Origin of the sequence: Methylobacterium sp. CCH5-D2 (assembly GCF_001556475.1) — a bacterium.
Classification (GTDB): domain Bacteria; phylum Pseudomonadota; class Alphaproteobacteria; order Rhizobiales; family Beijerinckiaceae; genus Methylobacterium; species Methylobacterium hispanicum.
This window is the reverse complement of record NZ_LSIX01000618.1, coordinates 1-15,302: the sequence shown is the minus strand read 5'-3', so window position 1 is coordinate 15,302 and position 15,302 is coordinate 1. Positions and strand designations below refer to the sequence as shown.

Annotated in this window: 21 protein-coding genes and 1 pseudogene; 16 read left to right on the top strand and 6 right to left on the bottom strand. The window is 67.5% G+C overall.

What is annotated here, in order from left to right:
• Window positions 1-406: 406 nt before the first annotated feature.
• From AX737_RS15795 to AX737_RS15780, 4 genes are all read right to left on the bottom strand, one after another.
• Window positions 407-823 (bottom strand): hypothetical protein, encoded by a 417-nt coding sequence (locus AX737_RS15795; RefSeq protein WP_066922837.1) that lies wholly within the window; start codon window positions 821-823, stop codon window positions 407-409.
• A gap of 296 nt (window positions 824-1,119) precedes the next feature.
• Window positions 1,120-1,794 carry a hypothetical protein gene (locus AX737_RS15790; RefSeq protein WP_245293458.1) on the bottom strand — a complete coding sequence of 225 codons (675 nt, stop codon included), beginning with the start codon at window positions 1,792-1,794 and terminating at the stop codon, window positions 1,120-1,122.
• Between the two features lie 186 nt (window positions 1,795-1,980).
• Window positions 1,981-2,406 (bottom strand): hypothetical protein, encoded by a 426-nt coding sequence (locus tag AX737_RS15785; protein ID WP_156453751.1) that lies wholly within the window; start codon window positions 2,404-2,406, stop codon window positions 1,981-1,983.
• Window positions 2,407-2,480: 74 nt separating this feature from the next.
• Complete coding sequence (locus AX737_RS15780) at window positions 2,481-2,777, bottom strand: hypothetical protein (protein ID WP_066922831.1); 297 nt, start codon at window positions 2,775-2,777, stop codon at window positions 2,481-2,483.
• Window positions 2,778-2,882: 105 nt separating this feature from the next.
• Between AX737_RS15780 and AX737_RS15775 the strand changes: the two genes are divergently transcribed.
• A complete protein-coding gene (locus AX737_RS15775; protein WP_066922829.1) occupies window positions 2,883-3,125 on the top strand; it encodes a helix-turn-helix transcriptional regulator in 243 nt (80 codons plus the stop codon).
• A complete protein-coding gene (locus AX737_RS15770) occupies window positions 3,118-3,426 on the top strand; it encodes a hypothetical protein (RefSeq protein ID WP_066922827.1) in 309 nt (102 codons plus the stop codon). Before AX737_RS15775 ends, AX737_RS15770 begins: the two co-directional genes overlap by 8 nt.
• Before the next feature lie 84 nt (window positions 3,427-3,510).
• Here the strand turns inward: AX737_RS15770 and AX737_RS15765 are convergent, their stop codons facing one another.
• Entirely contained in the window at window positions 3,511-3,861 is a 351-nt protein-coding gene (locus AX737_RS15765) for a hypothetical protein (RefSeq protein ID WP_156453750.1), read from the bottom strand.
• A gap of 86 nt (window positions 3,862-3,947) precedes the next feature.
• The gene (locus AX737_RS15760; protein WP_156453749.1) at window positions 3,948-4,367 is read right to left on the bottom strand and encodes a hypothetical protein; all 420 of its coding nucleotides are present in this window, start codon (window positions 4,365-4,367) and stop codon (window positions 3,948-3,950) included.
• 135 nt (window positions 4,368-4,502) lie between these two features.
• Between AX737_RS15760 and AX737_RS15755 the strand changes: the two genes are divergently transcribed.
• The 14 genes and pseudogenes from AX737_RS15755 to AX737_RS15690 all read left to right on the top strand — a co-directional run.
• Window positions 4,503-4,925 (top strand): toxin-antitoxin system HicB family antitoxin, encoded by a 423-nt coding sequence (locus AX737_RS15755; protein ID WP_066922822.1) that lies wholly within the window; start codon window positions 4,503-4,505, stop codon window positions 4,923-4,925.
• Window positions 4,926-5,781: 856 nt separating this feature from the next.
• Window positions 5,782-6,456, top strand: a complete 675-nt coding sequence (locus AX737_RS15750; protein ID WP_066922820.1) for a phage baseplate protein — start codon at window positions 5,782-5,784, stop codon at window positions 6,454-6,456.
• A gap of 10 nt (window positions 6,457-6,466) precedes the next feature.
• Window positions 6,467-6,784 carry a hypothetical protein gene (locus tag AX737_RS15745; RefSeq protein WP_066922818.1) on the top strand — a complete coding sequence of 106 codons (318 nt, stop codon included), beginning with the start codon at window positions 6,467-6,469 and terminating at the stop codon, window positions 6,782-6,784.
• Entirely contained in the window at window positions 6,781-7,710 is a 930-nt protein-coding gene (locus tag AX737_RS15740; protein ID WP_066922816.1) for a hypothetical protein, read from the top strand. The genes AX737_RS15745 and AX737_RS15740 overlap by 4 nt, the downstream gene beginning before the upstream one ends.
• Before the next feature lie 16 nt (window positions 7,711-7,726).
• Window positions 7,727-8,365 carry a Gp138 family membrane-puncturing spike protein gene (locus AX737_RS15735; RefSeq protein ID WP_066922814.1) on the top strand — a complete coding sequence of 213 codons (639 nt, stop codon included), beginning with the start codon at window positions 7,727-7,729 and terminating at the stop codon, window positions 8,363-8,365.
• A 10-nt stretch (window positions 8,366-8,375) separates the two neighbouring features.
• On the top strand, window positions 8,376-9,266 hold the full coding sequence (locus tag AX737_RS15730) for a hypothetical protein (RefSeq protein WP_066922812.1): 891 nt from the start codon (window positions 8,376-8,378) through the stop codon (window positions 9,264-9,266).
• A gap of 2 nt (window positions 9,267-9,268) precedes the next feature.
• Window positions 9,269-9,652, top strand: coding sequence for a hypothetical protein (locus AX737_RS15725; protein ID WP_066922810.1), 384 nt, complete (start codon window positions 9,269-9,271; stop codon window positions 9,650-9,652).
• Window positions 9,652-10,830, top strand: coding sequence for a baseplate J/gp47 family protein (locus AX737_RS15720; RefSeq protein ID WP_066922808.1), 1,179 nt, complete (start codon window positions 9,652-9,654; stop codon window positions 10,828-10,830). Before AX737_RS15725 ends, AX737_RS15720 begins: the two co-directional genes overlap by 1 nt.
• Window positions 10,827-11,516, top strand: a complete 690-nt coding sequence (locus AX737_RS15715) for a DUF2612 domain-containing protein (protein ID WP_066922806.1) — start codon at window positions 10,827-10,829, stop codon at window positions 11,514-11,516. The genes AX737_RS15720 and AX737_RS15715 overlap by 4 nt, the downstream gene beginning before the upstream one ends.
• Window positions 11,517-11,548: 32 nt before the next feature.
• A complete protein-coding gene (locus tag AX737_RS34515; RefSeq protein WP_066922804.1) occupies window positions 11,549-12,826 on the top strand; it encodes a DUF2793 domain-containing protein in 1,278 nt (425 codons plus the stop codon).
• Between the two features lie 9 nt (window positions 12,827-12,835).
• Window positions 12,836-13,177: a hypothetical protein gene (locus AX737_RS15705; RefSeq protein WP_066922802.1), complete on the top strand. Its 342-nt coding sequence runs from the start codon at window positions 12,836-12,838 to the stop codon at window positions 13,175-13,177.
• Between the two features lie 3 nt (window positions 13,178-13,180).
• Window positions 13,181-13,990 (top strand): hypothetical protein, encoded by an 810-nt coding sequence (locus AX737_RS15700; RefSeq protein ID WP_066922800.1) that lies wholly within the window; start codon window positions 13,181-13,183, stop codon window positions 13,988-13,990.
• 10 nt (window positions 13,991-14,000) lie between these two features.
• Window positions 14,001-14,663, top strand: a complete 663-nt coding sequence (locus tag AX737_RS15695; RefSeq protein WP_066922798.1) for a hypothetical protein — start codon at window positions 14,001-14,003, stop codon at window positions 14,661-14,663.
• A 62-nt stretch (window positions 14,664-14,725) separates the two neighbouring features.
• A pseudogene (locus AX737_RS15690) lies at window positions 14,726-15,302 on the top strand (hypothetical protein); the annotation flags it as partial.

Here is a 15,302-nt window from a genome sequence, read left to right as displayed (position 1 = left end):
ACCCCGGCGACAGTAGGCGGATCATCCTCACCGATTGTCCGGATCTCGATCAGCACATCGTTTCGCTTCCACAGGAACTCGCAGGCGGCCAAGCCTGTCCCGCGGCAGATGGCCGTCTCGGGGTAGGTGAGGCACCGAGCTTCAAATCCTGGCGCGCACCGCTCGTAACAACCATCCGTCCCACAGCGCTGGCCCGTTTGCACGACTGGCGCCCAGCCGAGCGCACGCAGGCTATTTCGGGCGTCGTCGTAACTGGTCCGCTTCGGAAAAGATGGGATTCGCTCAGCCGCTAGCGCGCTGACGGTTAGGCTCAGCACGGAGATAAGGGTGAGGGCAGCGCGCATAGCCTGCCCTTAACGCACGAGCGTCAACGAAGGGTAATAGCCGGAGGAGAAGTCTGCGCGGGTCAGCGCCCCGCTTGCTTCAGCATCACCTGCACCATGGTAGCCAAAGCGACATCGCACCTCCCGTCTTCGTTCGGGCCGCTCGTCTCACAATAGGCGACCCACGCAGCATAGTCGTTCGGACATGCCATCATGATGGCCAGCGCCGATTTGCCCCCATCATAGGACGAGTACGAGCCATTGCCGGCTCGCGTGATCATGCACTGAAGCTTGGGCCGCTCGGCGCCCTGTGGTGTGGGCGATATCTGCGGCTGAGGCTTTGGCTCAGCACGCGGGGGCCGCCCGGCCGGAGGCTGCACGTTCTTCTCGATGACCGTGACGTTGCGGTCCGGCTCGGGATCAGGTTCCGGCGGATCGCGGCGCATGGCCACGAACACGAAGATGATGACGAGCAAGAGGAGGCCGCGCAGAATGCCCATGCGGGCATACTGATCTCGTTCTCCTTACCGACTGGTGGAAGGCGGAAGGGGCCGGCGCGAGCCGACCCCTTCACCCTTGCCTCGCCTTGCCAAGCCGAACCCGGTCTTGCCTCAGCTTGCCATGCCGTGCCTTAGCCCGCCTGGCTCGTCCACGCTGTGGACGCCGATCGCGCTCATCCGCGATGGGAGTTCACAGTCATCAGGCGGAAGGACGGCCGAAGCCGCCCTTCACCCCTGCCTTGCCCCGCCTCGCCTGACCATGGCGCACCCAGCCGTGACCAGCCCCGACAGGCCCTTCACAGCCTCTCGGCTGTGAACCGTCCGAACCTGGGGCGCCAATCGCCCAGGCCGATCACCGAACCCGCCGTGCGCATCATCTGCTCCACCTCGGAAGCGTTGAGCGCGTCGGGCATGAAATCCACGAACACGTCGGCCGACCATTCGCGAAAGATCGGCCGCGTCCGCATGATGCGAGCCTGCCCGACCTTCACGCCGGCCACGAGCCGGAAGCGCTCCTCGGCCCAGAGGGCGTCCGGGTTGCGCGGGCCATCGTAGAGGATCGGGTGGTTGCCATCCGAGAGGATGCCGGCCTTTGCCTGCGGGCCGCGCTTCACCTTCTTGGCCGCCGAAATCAGCGTGGCCTCGATCAACTCGCCCGGGATGCAAGGGCCGTCCTCGCCGACGTAGAGGCCGCCCAGGAACTCGATCCGGGCCATCTCCTCGAAGTCAGCGTCCGTCTTCGCTCGCTTGCCCGAGACCGCCTTCAGCGCCTTCGCGAAGGGGTTCAGCGGGTTCGCCAGTTGGCCGTTGTGCATGACCAGGCCGGACACGCCGGTGAGCCTGAAGTTGAGGCGCTGGTAGCCTTTCGGCGCTGAAGCCTGCGGCAGCGCCTGGGATGCGGCGTGCGGCTTCTGGGACGATGTGGGCGCGTCCGGCGGAGCGGCGGCGGCGGATGACTTCCGTGATCGCATGGTGGCATTCCCGGCAGAGGGTGGTCAGATCGTCGACGGTCTCGGTCCCCAGCGGGTCGCCGTAGCGGCGGTGGTGGACCTCAAGATCCTCGGTCGTGTCGCAGCCCCGGCAGCGGAAGCCGTCGCGGGCGAGCGCCTCCTGGCGCTGCCTCGCCCATAACGGCGAGGCGATCAGTTCTTCGTAGGTCACGGGGCGGCGCCGATCCGGAGCACGTCCTGCGCAAGGCTGACGATCATTCGAACGTCGGTAGCGGGCGGGCTGTCTGAGAACTGCTCAGCAATCAGTGGATCGCTTCCCATGCACCAGAGTAGGACGCGGGCGCGAACGTAGAGGCCTGCGAGCGTGTTTGCGCGGATCGGCTCGATCTCTTCCGCGATCAGCCCCGTGGCCGCGTACGCCGCCTCACAGGCTGCGACTGCCTCGGCCGAGAGGTCGCCTTTGAATCGGGCGTCCGTTTTCCGCTCGTGCGCCCAGGCGGCCTCAAAACGGGTTCCGAGCGCGAGTAGGGTCGCATCAGGATCTGCCGCCACAGCAGCGGCTACGGCGCCTCCGAAGGGTGCTGCCGCCAGCCCGGCAAGCACCCCCCGCCGGTTCGAGACACGGTTTATCATTCCCACGGGTTCACCTCCTGGGGTTGGGCAGACAGATTGTTGGGGGAGTGCCGGGTATAGGTGCCCGGCGTCGGCTAGTGCCGGGTTGCGGCGCGCGCCGCCTTAGCGAGTTGCCACGTCGCCTTCAGCGAGACGGAGAGCGCCTCGCCCCAGGTCGAGCCGTACCGGCCCTGGTGCGCCTTCGCCGCGAGGATCGCGACCTGCATGATGGCCGAGCGATCGTACTGACCGGCGACGACGAGCGGAAGGCGGCGGGTCTTGATGAAAGTCTGCGCCAGGGCGCGGGAGCCTGCAAAGCCGGCTGGGACCTTGGTGCGGTCGTCGCGGAGATCGCGGAGGGCGGCGTTCCAGGAGATGGTCCGGACGGACATGTCTGCTTCCCTCGGTTTCCGTGTGCCACCAACGGATACCGTGGAAATTAGGCGCTGTCAACGCTTTCCGTGTGTGCTAAACGGTTTCCGAGATATGGAGCCGTTATGTCACTCACCCCCGCGCAGTCGCGGGCCGCTCGGGGCCTTCTGGACTGGCCGCAGATGCAGCTCGCCCGCCTGTCAAACCTGAGCGAGAGCACGATCCGGGATTTCGAGAAGGGCCGACGCGTGCCCTCGGCGAATAACCTGGCGGCGGTTCAGCGCGCGTTTGAGGAGGCCGGCGTGGAGTTCATCTCTCAGAATGGGGGCGGCCCTGGCGTGAGATTGAAGGAGCCTACGAATGTATAATCGCGAGGGCGTCTCCGAGTTCTACGAGATTGCAAAGACTGTCGAACTCTACGTTCGCGTCAACGGGGTGACCGAGCACATCCGGATTGTTGCGCGTGACAACCTACGCGGCACATTCTCGACTGTGTCTTACATACAGCGCGAGATTTATGCGGATCTCGTCTACCCCGGCACCGGAGAGAGCCGTGTCAAGATGATGGTCTGGGCCGACTGGGATCTGCCCTGGACGAATCGTGACACTCCCGAGGAGGCGATCAACCAAGCCCTGTCCTTCTTGTGGGAAAGGGCGGAGCGCGACTGAGGCCGTAGGCGCGCATGGTCTCTCCATAACGCGCGATCCTCAACGAAGGGTAATGCGGGAAGGAGAAGCCGAGTCGGCCCGGGATCATCTAGACAAGCTGGTAGGCCCGCCCGTCGCCTTGAACTTGATTGCATAGGCCAACAGCATCTTGCGCATCTTCTCATTGAAGAAGGCATAGACTTGGCGCTCTGTAAGGTGGGGCGGTCGCTCGGGATCCTTGAGTGCAGCGCGTGTCATTTCATTTAGCGCGCGGTCAAATTCGCTTTCGCAGATTTCCAGTACCGCCTCATTGATAGTCTTGATCGGCTCCCCGGATGGGATCAGATCGCCCAGGTTCTTGTTCACGCAGCTGAATAGATACGGCAGATCGCGATCATATTGGTCTTCGGCAGCCGCCGCGAAGCTGGAGGTCAGCAGCAAAAGACCTGTGATCAAGCGAGGAGCGAGACGAGCGTACATGGCTCACCCATAACGCGCGAACCTGAACAAGGGGTAATCTGGGGAGGAGAAGTCCGAGCAGGTCAGTACCGGAAGCGCGTCGGGTTGTGCTGCTTGTCCTGATGCTCGCGCCTCGTGAGTTCGGCGTCGATGCAGGCGTGGATCTGAACGTATCGGGCGTGGATGTTCTCGCGGTACTTCTCAGTGCAGCGCCGTTTCAGGTCCTCGTCCAAGTGCAGCCAAACTTCCTTCAATTGGTCGTAGTAGGGCTGGACATACTCGACGCACGTTGAAGGGTTGAAGTTCTGCCGGCGGCACGCGGCCTCTACATCGTAGCGGGGCAGTTCTACGGGCAGGACCGGATCGCCGGGGCACTCGCGAGTTGGATCCGCACGCATGCCCTTCGACCATCGACAGTCTGGATGCAGGGCACCTTGCGCGCGGACAGGCTCAGCCGCGACCAGGGCAGTTAGGCAGGCGAGCATGGCGGTAGAGGCACGCATCCCCTGAGCATAGGCTCGTCCTGCTTACCGAGCGGTAGCGGCATGCGGAGCCATGCATCACTCGACGTCAACTGTTGACACATGACGCCAAGTCCTTTACATGACGTCATGTGAGTGCGCCAAGTGAGGCAGGCGATGAAACGCATCTTGGACGGGAAGACCTACAACACTGAAACGGCGACGATGCTGGCAAAAGCCGAACAGGACGGCGGCCACTTGCATGACACGCTGTATCAGACCCGTCACGGCGCATACTTCCGCCACCACGGTGACTGGAGTTATGGCGGGCCGCACGAGGAAATGCTTGAGGACATCGAACCATTGTCGCCAGCACAGGCGCAGTCTTGGATGGAAAAGCATCGCTTCGCCCATCTGATCGAACGCCACTTCGGTCCTCAGCCTGAGGCAGGTGAGGCCGAAAGCCGAGTGACGGTTCGCATCCCCGACAGTCTGAAGAGCAGGATCGAAGCTCTGGCCTCCGCCAGGGGGCAGTCGCTCAATGCGTGGATCATGCGCTGTCTTGAGAGTTGCGCCGACGCTCAAGCTCACGGCCGCTGATACGATCGTGCCTATCACCTTCACGCCCCGCCGTGGCGCAATCCTGATGTGCTACTTCGGGCCCGACCCACTGAACCCGCACACCTTCCCTGTCTATGAGCCGCCAGTCTCGGCGGCTCCCGAGGTATGGAAGAACAGGCGGGCCATCGTCGTGTCAGACGATAGGCTCAACCACCGGCACGGCGCTGGCCCGGGGCTCTGCACCGTTGTTCCGTGCACCTCGACGCCACCTCGGACGGAGGGTCCCTGGGATGTTCCCTTCCTGGCGCGATCCTACCGAGCCTTCACGAAGGATGTCTGGGCGAGTTGCGCTTCGCCCATCAGAGTGTCGCACGCGAGGCTGGACCGCGTTCTCGCGGGTCAGGGCTACCGAGGCGAGTTCCTGGCTCCGTGGGACATGGCGCGTGTCGAGGCAGGCCTCCGCGCCGCGCTCGGTCTCTGACCTCTGATTGAAAGCGATTCGCCCGCACGCTATATCCAGCGTGTCCCCGGAAGGGGCTTTGGGAGTTGCGACACGTCTTGGCGCCGACGTGGAATCAGCTTCAGAACGAGCCCTGCCGGCCCGCCGGCGGGGCTCTTTCGTATCTGTCTCTCTGTGGCGCCTGAAACCAATCCCCTAGACCGGGCTTGGATCTTGCGGCATAGATGACCCTGCATCTCTCCGGTGCCGGGCGCGACCCAAACCGCTTGCCCCCACCGAGAATTTGACGCACAACCGAGACTAGATCCGAGGGCCTGGCGGCGACGCCGGGCCTTTGTCGCATCTGGGCTCCGAGTGCATACGCTAGCCCTCTGATCGGCGCTCCACTGCGCCCTCCCCGCCATCCGCGCCACCCCTCCTCCGAAGGTGCCGCCCGTGGCCCTGCTCGATGATTTCTACGCGCTGCTGGTCCCGACCGGCAGCGTGATCGGCTCGCTGGTCACCGACGTGGTGGTCTCGGAGGTCCATCAGGACGCGGTCGCGATCACGGACCACCCGGTCGAGATCGGCGCCTCCGTCTCGGACCATGCTTTCATCCTGCCCGAGCGGCTGGAGATGCGCATCGGCTACTCGGATGCGACCGGCGGCTACGTCGGCTACTCCCGCGAGCAGTACGAGGCGGTTCTCAACCTGATGGCGGCGCGGGAGCCGTTCCAGGTTTTCACCGCCAAGCGCGCCTACCGCGACATGCTCGTGGAGTTCGTCGGCGCCGACACGACGGACCAGACCACCAACGCCGCCATGCTCATCGTGCGCCTGCGCCGGGTGCGCTTGGCGCGGGCGCGAGGCGGCGGGGGTGGAGCCGGCGGAGGCGGCATCGCGCCGAACGGCTCGCAGGCCAGCCCTGAAGCGACAGGTGCGTGGAAGGACGTTGGCACGGTCCTGCCGACAGAGGTCAACATCGGGGGGCTGTCAGGGCTCTCGACGCAGATCTCACCGAACGCCGTAGGCTTCGGGACGCTGCTGCCCAACACCGAGTCGGGCATTGGCCGGGCGCCCGGCGGCGGAGGTTTTGGCCTAAGCGGCCCCAGCGGCAACGCGGCGTTTTGAGAGGGTTGCTATGGCGATCTTTGAAATCCCCGTGTTTCCTGGCGCGGCTCAGAAAATGGCCCTCACGTTGGGCGAGAACTACTATATTCTTTTCCTCTACTATGTTGACGAGGAAGAGGGCGGCTGGACGCTCGACATTTCGCTGGCAGAAGATGTGGCGCTCATTGCAGGGCTGCCGCTCCTTCCCGGCCAAGACCTGCTAGAGCCCCACGCAGATCTGGGCATACCGTGTCGCATGGCGATCTTCACGCCAGGGGAGCCGGATTATAAGCCCGGCTTCAACGACCTCGGCGCCAAGACGCTTCTCGTTTACGAGCCTGTCGAATGACGCGCCTGTACCGCCGTGTTTGCCGGGTCACTGCGAGCGGCGGCTCAGGCGGCACTTTGGATCTGTCCGAGTTCCGGGTGCGCTTCAGGATCAGGGATCCGTTCGTTCAATCGCCGAGAGCCGCGGTTATCCGCATCTCAAACCTCTCCGAGGCCACAGTTCAGGCCTTGCCGAAGCGCTCGGGGCGCGTGAGCTTAGAGCTTGGGTACGAGGGTCTGTACGGCCTGATCTTCACGGGTGATGTCAGATCCCGCAATAGTGGCCGCGAAAGCCCAACGGACACTTACGTCGACCTGTTCGCAGAAGACGGCCTGAAGGCCTACCAACAGGCTACGATCAAGGGGGCGTTGCCGGCCAACTCGACCGGCAAGGATCTCTACGACCTCGTCGTCAAAGCCATGAAGCAGTACGGCATATCCCCAGGGTATGCCCCTCCGATCCTGGCCCAGACGAAAGATCCGCGAGCCCAAGTCCACTTCGGCATGGCACGCGATACGATGCGCCGCCTCGCCCAGTCGCTCGGATGCACGTGGTGCATCCGTGATGGGCGTCTCAACGTGGTGCCCGCGGGCGGGACACTGCCGGGGGATGCGGTGGTGCTGAACTCCGACACCGGCATGATCGGCCGCCCCACGCAGACCGACAACGGCATCATCGGCAGGTCGCTCCTGAACCCGCGCATCCAAGCCCACGGCCGGGTACATATCGACGAAAAGTCGATTGACCGCGCAGCGTTCGATCTAAGCGTCAGTGGTGAGGTCCGAAACATCGAACCCAATCTCGGCACCATCGCCGCGGACGGGATCTACAAGGTGCTCGCCGTCGATCACGTCGGGGATACCCGGGGCAACGAGTTCTACAGCGAGTTCGTCTGCAACGCGCTGGGCGCTTCTACGACGGCGCAGGCGCGCCTGGGCCGGGCCTGAGCCACGAGCGGCACCGATGAGCAACAGCGACCTCGCCGACCTGCGCGAAGCCTTCTTCGACGAGGAGGAGCAGTTCCGCTCCATCATCGACAACGCCCTGCGCGGCGTGATCACGGAACTACCTGTGATGGTCGCGGAGGACTCGAAGGACGGGAACACCGTCAAGCTGAAGTGCGCGCTGAAGCTGCCCGAGATGCAGCCCGATGGCACGACCAAGTGGGTCGAGCTGCCCGAGTTCGATGACGTGGTGGTGCACTACCCCGGCGCGGGCGGGTTCTCGAAGACCTTCCCGCTGAAGAAGGGGTCCGAGGGCTCTATCGTCTTCGGCTCACGCGGCATCTCGAACTGGCACGACAAGGGCGGCGTACAGCCCGCCGTGATCATGCGCAGCGCGCTCTCGGACGGGCGCTTCCATCCCGGCTCGCGCTCCAAGCCGAACGCGCTCAAGGGCGTGTCGCAGTCCTCGACCCAGACCCGGTCCGACGACAAGCAGTCGCTCTCCGACGTCTCGGGCTCGGCCGTGACCCAGGTGCGCGGGAAGTCCGTGCATCAGGCCAACGACACGGGCGTGCTGACACAGCGCGAAGGCGCGACGCACTTCGTCGACAACAAGACCATCCAGAACGTCGCGGGCAAGGTCCTGCTCAACTGCTGAGGTGCAGCGCATGGCCGGCTTCGTTCCTTTCGGCCAGAACCTGCAGCTTCAGTCTGGCGTGCCGCTCTCCAAGGTGGCGACCGTGTTCATGGAGAAGCTGTCCGTCGTGAAGCGGATGGATGGCGGCGGCATGGGCGGCCTCATGGGCAAGGTAATCCAGGATGGGAACCTGTCCGCGATCATGCAGAACCCGGCGGCCGCGCTCACGAACGCGGTGCAGGGGCAGGTCGGCGGGCTGGTCTCGCAGCTTCAGGGTATGGCAGGCGGCGGGACGCAGGGCCTGATCGACGCGATCCAGGGCGCGGCGGGCGCCTCTGGCCTCACAGGAGGGCTCGACCAAGCGATGGGCGCGCTGCGGGCCGCGGGCGACAACCTCGCGGGCCTGACGAACGGCGCCCAGGGCTTCTTCGCCATGATCGGCCACGCCAACACGGCGGACCTCGCGGGGGCCGCGCTGCCGGCCGCCGCCGCGATGGAGGTGGTCACGGCCCCGCTCACCGCGATCCCCTTCGTGCGGGATGTGGCGGGCGCGCTGCCGGGCGTCGTTGCCGACGTCGTGGCAGGCCGCCTCGCACCGGACGCGGCAACCTCCTGGGTGCTCGACCAGATAAACACCGCGGCCACCATCGTCGCGGGCTCGGCCGGCGCCCTGGCGTGGTCCGAGCAGATGCACCCCGTCATCGCGACCGTGTCCAGCGTGGCCGGCGCCCTCGCCGTGCCGCCCGCGTTCGATGAAGCGGGCAATCGCCAGGAGGGCGCCGCCACCGGCTTCCAGGGCGTCCTGCGCTCTCTGGTGCAAGGCGAGGCGCAGGACGCGATGGACGCTGCGCTCGCCGCGCAGATCGCGCACACGCCCCCCATGAAGGTCGATGTCGCGGCCATGACCGCGCTGGAGGGCTGACGATGCGCGTGCGCAAGCTGACGCCCTACGATCCGGCCGATCCGGCGGGCTCGCGCGACATGACGTTCGGGCGTGGGCAGTCCAACTTCTACCGGGACGTGCCCGAGGCGCCCGCGCAGTGCGCCGAAACCCGCCTGCAGATGTTCCTGGGCGAGTGGTATCAGGACCTCGCCGCCGGCACCCCCTGGAACACACAGGTTCTGGGCAAATACACCGGCGCGTTGCGCGACCCCACGATCCGCTCCCGCATCCTCGGCACGACCGGCGTCCGGGCGATCACCGCCTACGACTCTACGCTCGACCGCGAGACCCGGCACAACGCGGTCACGGTCGAGGTCGACACGGCCTACGGGCCCGGCTCCCTCACCACAGCGAGTCCCCTCTGATGGCCAGCCCGCCCGTCTGCACCATCGACGAGACGGGCATCCACCGCCCGCCTTTCGAGGACTGCCTCGCCTACTATGCGGACGGCTACCGGGGCATCTACGGGCAGGACATCGTTCTGGACGAGGACACCCAGGACGGCCAGTGGATCCGCCTCCAAGCCGACGCGCTGCATCAGGCCAACGGCGCGATGGTGGCGGTCTACAACGCCTTCTCGCCCGCGACGGCGCAGGGCGTCGGGCTGTCCCGCTCGGTGAAGCTCAACGGGCTTCGGCGCAAGATCGCGACCGCCTCGACCGCAGATGTGCGAATCATCGGCCAGGCCGGCACGCAGATCGAGGACGGTCAGATCGCCGATGCGGACGGTACGGTCTGGACGCTGCCCGCCCTGGTCGAGATCCCGTTCTCCGGCGAGACCACGGCTACGGCGACCTGCTCCGAGCCCGGGGCGGTCGCGGCTGATCCCGGTGCGCTCTCGGTGATCGAGACGCCCGTGCCGGGCTGGCAGTCGGTGTCGAACCCGCGCGCGGCCGTGCCGGGCGCGCCGATCGAGCGCGACCCGGCACTCCGGCGGCGGCAGGCCGCCTCCACGATGGCGGGGGCTGCCACGGTGGTCGGCGGGATGATCGCCGAGATCGGCAACCTCCCCGGCGTTATCCACGCGCGCGGCTACATCAACCCGACGCTCGCGGTGGATCAGAACGGTCTGCCCCCCCGCTCTTACGCGCTGGTGATCGAGGGCGGCGACGCGGGCGCGATCGCGAGCGTGATCGGGCGCAAGGCGCCACCCGGCGTGCCTCCCATCGGGAACACCAGGGCATCCTACATCGACCCCTTCGGCATCGCCCAGACGATCACGTTCACCCGCCCGACCATCGTGCCCGCGACCTACCAGGTGCGCCTGCGGGCGAAGCGCGGCTTCACCGACGACGTGAAGGCCGACATCCGGGCTGCCCTCGCCACCTTCACCGAGAGCGTGGGCATCGGCGGGCAGCTCGAGCGCGGCGGGGCCTACGTCCCGGCCCGGCTCGGCAACGGGCCCGGCTCCGAGACCTACAGCTTGGTCGGCGTGGACGTGGCGCGCGATGGCGCGGAGCCGGGCGAGACCGATCTTGCCTTCCGCTTCGATGAGCGACCCGAGATGCCGCCTGACGGCGTCGCCTTCGTGAGCGTGCCGTGAAGCAGGTCGCCGACTTCCAGGCGCGGGTGACCGCCTACCACCGCCAGCGCCCGCGCTTCCAGGCCACAGTGGCGCTCTCGGTCGCGCCCGCCGTCGCCGTGGGCAACGCGGTGCTCGACCTGCCGCGCGCCTTCGACATCGACGAGGCGGTGGGTGTCCAACTCGATGCCGTCGGTGCGTGGGAGGGCTACACCCGCTTCCTCTCCTACCCGCTGCCGAACAACTGGTTCTCGTTCGGTGACGCGGCGCGCGGCTTCGGGCGCGGTCTCTGGTACGTAGCCACCGACCCGCAGACCGGCATCACCCGCCTGACGGACGACACCTATCGCGACCTCCTGCGCGCCAAGGCGGTGCTCAACCGCTGGGACGGCACCGTGTCCGGCGCGGCCGAGGTTTACGACGCCTTCTTCGCGAGCCCGAACACACGCGTCGTCGTCCATGCCGATGCGGGCGAAGGCGCGGTCCTGCTCGGGGTCTCCGGTGAGATCCCGCCGCTGCACAAGCTCATGCTGCTCGCCGAGGATTATCTGCCGGCGCGTCCGGTGACGGTCCGCGGGCGCACGCTCGTGACGACCGTCGATCGGGCGCCGCTGTTCGGGTTCGGCGTCGACAACGCCTTCATCGGCGGCTTCGGACGCGGTGCGTTCGGTGCCGCGCCCGCCGACCTCGTCGCGCGCGGCTACTGAACCCCCTCCCCTCCCGCTGATGCGAGGCCCGCATGGCCGCAAACGAACTCTTGCCCTTCGGGACCGGGGTGGGCGCCAACGTGCTCGACCCCGACGACTACAAGAACCTCCCGGCGCGCCAGCAGGGCTTCCAGAACGGGATCGCGCAGCCCGACCACCTCAACACGGTCTGGCGACAGAGTTCGTTCGCCGCCGCGATGCTGGGCCAGTTCACGGCCGACTACTCGGGTCTTGATGTCCGCGACGATGGCAATGTCGCGGCCTTTGAGAGCGCCTTCGTCGCCGCGCTTCAGCAGTCGCTCGGCTCCGAGGTTCTGCACTACTCGGTCGATGCCTCAACGACACTCAATCAGATCCAGATCGCGGTTCCGGGCGTGGCCGCCTACACCGAGGGCCTGACCGTCCTCGTGCGCGTCGCGGCGGCCAACACCGGCAACACGACCATCATCATCAACGGGCTCGCGCCCGCCGCGGTGATCCGGCCGACCGGGGACCAGTTGGAGGTGGGCGCCGTCAAGGCGAACGGGATCTACCTGTTCACCTTCGACAACAACGGCATCGCGCAGCTTCTGACCGGGTTCTCGCCTGCACAAGCCGGGCCTCTGCAGAACAGCCTTCTGCACTACGGTGTCGATCTCTCGACCACACCGAACGCCCTGACGCTGAACCCGACCCCTGCCGTCGCCAGTTACTCTGCCGGGCTCATCGTCGTCGTCAAGCCGAACAACAACAACACCGGCCCGGCCCAGGTCAACATGGCCGGGCTGGGGCTGAAACCGATTGTCCGAGGGTCCGGCACGCCGCTCTCGGCCAACGACCTCATGGTCGGGTACGGCACCATCCTGTTCTACGATGGGACGCAGTTCCAGTTGCTCAACCCGCCCCCGGGTACGGGCGGCGGGTCTGGACCCGCGACCGGAAACGACATCACCGGCCCGCTCGTCCCGTACTTTCTCGCGGTCAAATCCGCGACGGTGACGGCCCCGCCCGCGAGCCCGGCTCCGGGCGACACCTACCTGATCCCGATCGGCGCCACAGGGGCGTGGGCGGGCCTCTCAGGGCAGATCGCGCAGGGTGCTACCGGTGGCGGCTACGTCTACCGCAGCCCGCCGGTCGGCTTCCTGATCGGCGTCTCGGACCAGACCGGGCGCGGCGCCTTCATGATCCGGCAGGCCTCCGGCTGGCGCTCCGCCTTCGCGAGCGAGAGCGAGTCTGCCGCCGCCCGGACCGGACTGTTCACCGACCCCGCCGCCGTCGCCGCGATGATCGAGGCGCTGCGCCCCCCGGCCTTCTACCTGTCCATGCTCTGAGGCCCCCCGATGGCAGCCCCTCCGGTCGTCTACGACCGCTCCAACATCGTCGCCATCACCCTTGCGGCGAACACGCAGACCGACGTGACCAACGGGAGCATCGGCGATGCGCAGGCGGGCACCTACTCGCTGAAGCTGACGAACGACACCGATGCCAGCGTCACCGTGAGTCAGGTGGCCCTGACCTCGGGCGCAGACCCGACAGCCGCCAACAAGATCCAGCCCGCCTTCACGATCGAGCCGCGCGGCTGGTGGCTGATCCAGCCCCTCACGCTGGGCTCGGGCTGGCGCCTGTTCGTCACCGCGACCGGTGGACTCTCCGCCACGCTCGTCGGCCAGAAGGGAGCCTGATCCATGCGGGTCTATTCCAGCGCCCTCGAGACGGCGCGTGCGGGTGGCGCCAACGGCGCGCCCGGCCTGAACAACGGCTCGGCCCCGAGCCTGATCAACCCGGAGAGCGGGGTCTACGGCGCAGGCCGGATTGCCCGCATCCTGGCCTCGGGCAACTGGACCGTGCCGCCCGGCGTGACGCGCATCCGCGTGCGTGCCTGGGGCTCCGGCGCCTCGCAGGACAACGGCGCGTCCAGCAACAGCGACGGTATCGACAGCAAGTTCGGCAATTACCTCACGGCGGGCGGCGGCAAGAAGGGCACGCAGGGTGCTGGCAATACCGCGCTGCCTGGCGCGGGCGGCACGGCGACCGGCGGCGACATCAACCGCAACGGCGGGTCCGGCAACGGCTACGCGGGCGGCGCGGCAGGCAACCTGTTCACGCCCGGCGATCTCGGCGGCGTCGGCTTCGGGGCCAACGGCTATACGGGCGAGGGCGCGAGCCTCGTCGGGGGCTCGCACGGGCGCCTCGGACGCACCGACAGCCTGGATTTCATCGGCACCGGCGGTGGCGGCAACGGCCCCTACGGCCGCGGGGCCAACGGCGGCGGTGGCGGCGGCGCGACAGCGGGCATCCTTGGCTCGGCCGGCGACGGCGGCTTCCCAGGCGGTGGGACCGGCGGGTTCGTTGGCGGAAGCACAACGGTCGGCGGCAACGGCGGCGGCGCCTTCTGCCTCAAGGAAATCTCGGGCCTGACCCCCGGCACTCAGATCGCCTGCACGGTCGGTCAAACCGGGCGCGGCGGTGCGGGTCTGATCGTCATCGAGTACTGAGGCCGAGCCCATGGCGACGGTGAACGTCAGCGCGCCGAACACGGAGCAACTCGTGTTCGGGCGCCTCCTCACGTCCACTGCCCGGCGCCGCGACCTGACCGCAGGCTTGGTACGGGCGCATCTGCGCGACACGCCCGAGAGCGCGCTCGTCCGGCACGAGTGGTCCACGGTGAAGGGCAATCTGACCCTGACGCCGACACCCGCCGTGGGAAGCATCGCGTTCACGAGCAACCCGGCAGCCGGCACGGCCCTCACCTTAGGCGCGCGGGTTATCACCTTCGTGGCGGGCGGCCCGGGCGCCTTTCAGGTTCAGATCGGCGCCGACCTGCCAGCGACGCTCGCGAGCTTGGCAGCCTTCCTCAACGCCTCGGCCGACCCGACGCTCGACGCATTGGTCTTCACGATCAACGGCAACGCGCTCGGGATCGCCACGCAGGCAACGGGCCCGCTCGCGAACGGGATGGCGCTCGCGACCACCGTCTCCGGCGCGACCCTGTCCGGTCCGTCGCTCGGCGGGGGCGGCATCGTGGTGACGCTCGCCATGGCTGAGGCGGACGCCGGCCGGTTCCTTGGTTCCTACGCCTACGACGTTCGCCACGAGCCGCCGGACGGGTCCGACGCCGTCCTCTACGGCGGCACCATCACCTTCACGCAGGGCGTGACGCGGCTCTGAGCGCGGGGCGCCCACGCCTTGCCCCTCCCGGGACCGCCGCCCCTCCTCCCCGAGGCTCCCCGATGACCATTCTCGTCTCCTCCGAGGAGCCGGACGACGACGTGACTTCGTCCGTCGTCCAGGCCGTCGCGGCCGTCTATGGCTTCGCGGTCCAGGCCAAGGCATCGCAGGGTGCCGCGGCGGGATCGGCGAGCGCGGCCGCCATCTCCGCGGGTGCGGCCGACACCTCGGCCGACGCGGCGGAGGATTCGGCGCAGGACGCCGCGGCCTCGGCCGCGACCGCCGTCTCCGCCTCGGGCGGCATCACCGCGGCGCGCGACGCTGCGATTGCGGCACAGGGCGAGGCCGAGACCGCGCGCGACAGCGCGATGTACCAGCGCCAGCAGGCGCAAGCGGCGGCCACCAGCGCTGGGACTTCGGCTACCAATGCCGGCGCCTCCGCCACATCGGCGGCGACCTCCGCGACCAACGCCGCCAACTCGGCGACCTCAGCGGCCACGAGCGCGCAGACGGCTCAGCAGGCGGCGGCCTCGGTCGATACCTCGACCTTCATCGCCCGGGACGGATCGCGCACCTACACGGGCCAGCAGAGCTTCGTCGCGCCAGCGGCCGGGCGCGCCTCGATCGTGCTGCCGACGG

What these genes read in the sequence shown, in the direction of transcription:
- AX737_RS15725 (WP_066922810.1), top strand. Translation starts at nt 9,269, where the DNA reads ATGCGCGTGCGCAAGCTGACGCCCTACGATCCGGCCGATCCGGCGGGC.
- AX737_RS15760 (WP_156453749.1), bottom strand. Translation starts at nt 4,367, where the DNA reads ATGCGTGCCTCTACCGCCATGCTCGCCTGCCTAACTGCCCTGGTCGCG.
- AX737_RS15720 (WP_066922808.1), top strand. Translation starts at nt 9,652, where the DNA reads ATGGCCAGCCCGCCCGTCTGCACCATCGACGAGACGGGCATCCACCGC.
- AX737_RS15770 (WP_066922827.1), top strand. Translation starts at nt 3,118, where the DNA reads ATGTATAATCGCGAGGGCGTCTCCGAGTTCTACGAGATTGCAAAGACT.
- AX737_RS15740 (WP_066922816.1), top strand. Translation starts at nt 6,781, where the DNA reads ATGACGCGCCTGTACCGCCGTGTTTGCCGGGTCACTGCGAGCGGCGGC.
- AX737_RS15730 (WP_066922812.1), top strand. Translation starts at nt 8,376, where the DNA reads ATGGCCGGCTTCGTTCCTTTCGGCCAGAACCTGCAGCTTCAGTCTGGC.
- AX737_RS15790 (WP_245293458.1), bottom strand. Translation starts at nt 1,794, where the DNA reads ATGCGATCACGGAAGTCATCCGCCGCCGCCGCTCCGCCGGACGCGCCC.
- AX737_RS34515 (WP_066922804.1), top strand. Translation starts at nt 11,549, where the DNA reads ATGGCCGCAAACGAACTCTTGCCCTTCGGGACCGGGGTGGGCGCCAAC.
- AX737_RS15775 (WP_066922829.1), top strand. Translation starts at nt 2,883, where the DNA reads ATGTCACTCACCCCCGCGCAGTCGCGGGCCGCTCGGGGCCTTCTGGAC.
- AX737_RS15795 (WP_066922837.1), bottom strand. Translation starts at nt 823, where the DNA reads ATGGGCATTCTGCGCGGCCTCCTCTTGCTCGTCATCATCTTCGTGTTC.
- AX737_RS15695 (WP_066922798.1), top strand. Translation starts at nt 14,001, where the DNA reads ATGGCGACGGTGAACGTCAGCGCGCCGAACACGGAGCAACTCGTGTTC.
- AX737_RS15780 (WP_066922831.1), bottom strand. Translation starts at nt 2,777, where the DNA reads ATGTCCGTCCGGACCATCTCCTGGAACGCCGCCCTCCGCGATCTCCGC.
- AX737_RS15700 (WP_066922800.1), top strand. Translation starts at nt 13,181, where the DNA reads ATGCGGGTCTATTCCAGCGCCCTCGAGACGGCGCGTGCGGGTGGCGCC.
- AX737_RS15755 (WP_066922822.1), top strand. Translation starts at nt 4,503, where the DNA reads ATGAAACGCATCTTGGACGGGAAGACCTACAACACTGAAACGGCGACG.
- AX737_RS15735 (WP_066922814.1), top strand. Translation starts at nt 7,727, where the DNA reads ATGAGCAACAGCGACCTCGCCGACCTGCGCGAAGCCTTCTTCGACGAG.
- AX737_RS15705 (WP_066922802.1), top strand. Translation starts at nt 12,836, where the DNA reads ATGGCAGCCCCTCCGGTCGTCTACGACCGCTCCAACATCGTCGCCATC.
- AX737_RS15785 (WP_156453751.1), bottom strand. Translation starts at nt 2,406, where the DNA reads ATGATAAACCGTGTCTCGAACCGGCGGGGGGTGCTTGCCGGGCTGGCG.
- AX737_RS15745 (WP_066922818.1), top strand. Translation starts at nt 6,467, where the DNA reads ATGGCGATCTTTGAAATCCCCGTGTTTCCTGGCGCGGCTCAGAAAATG.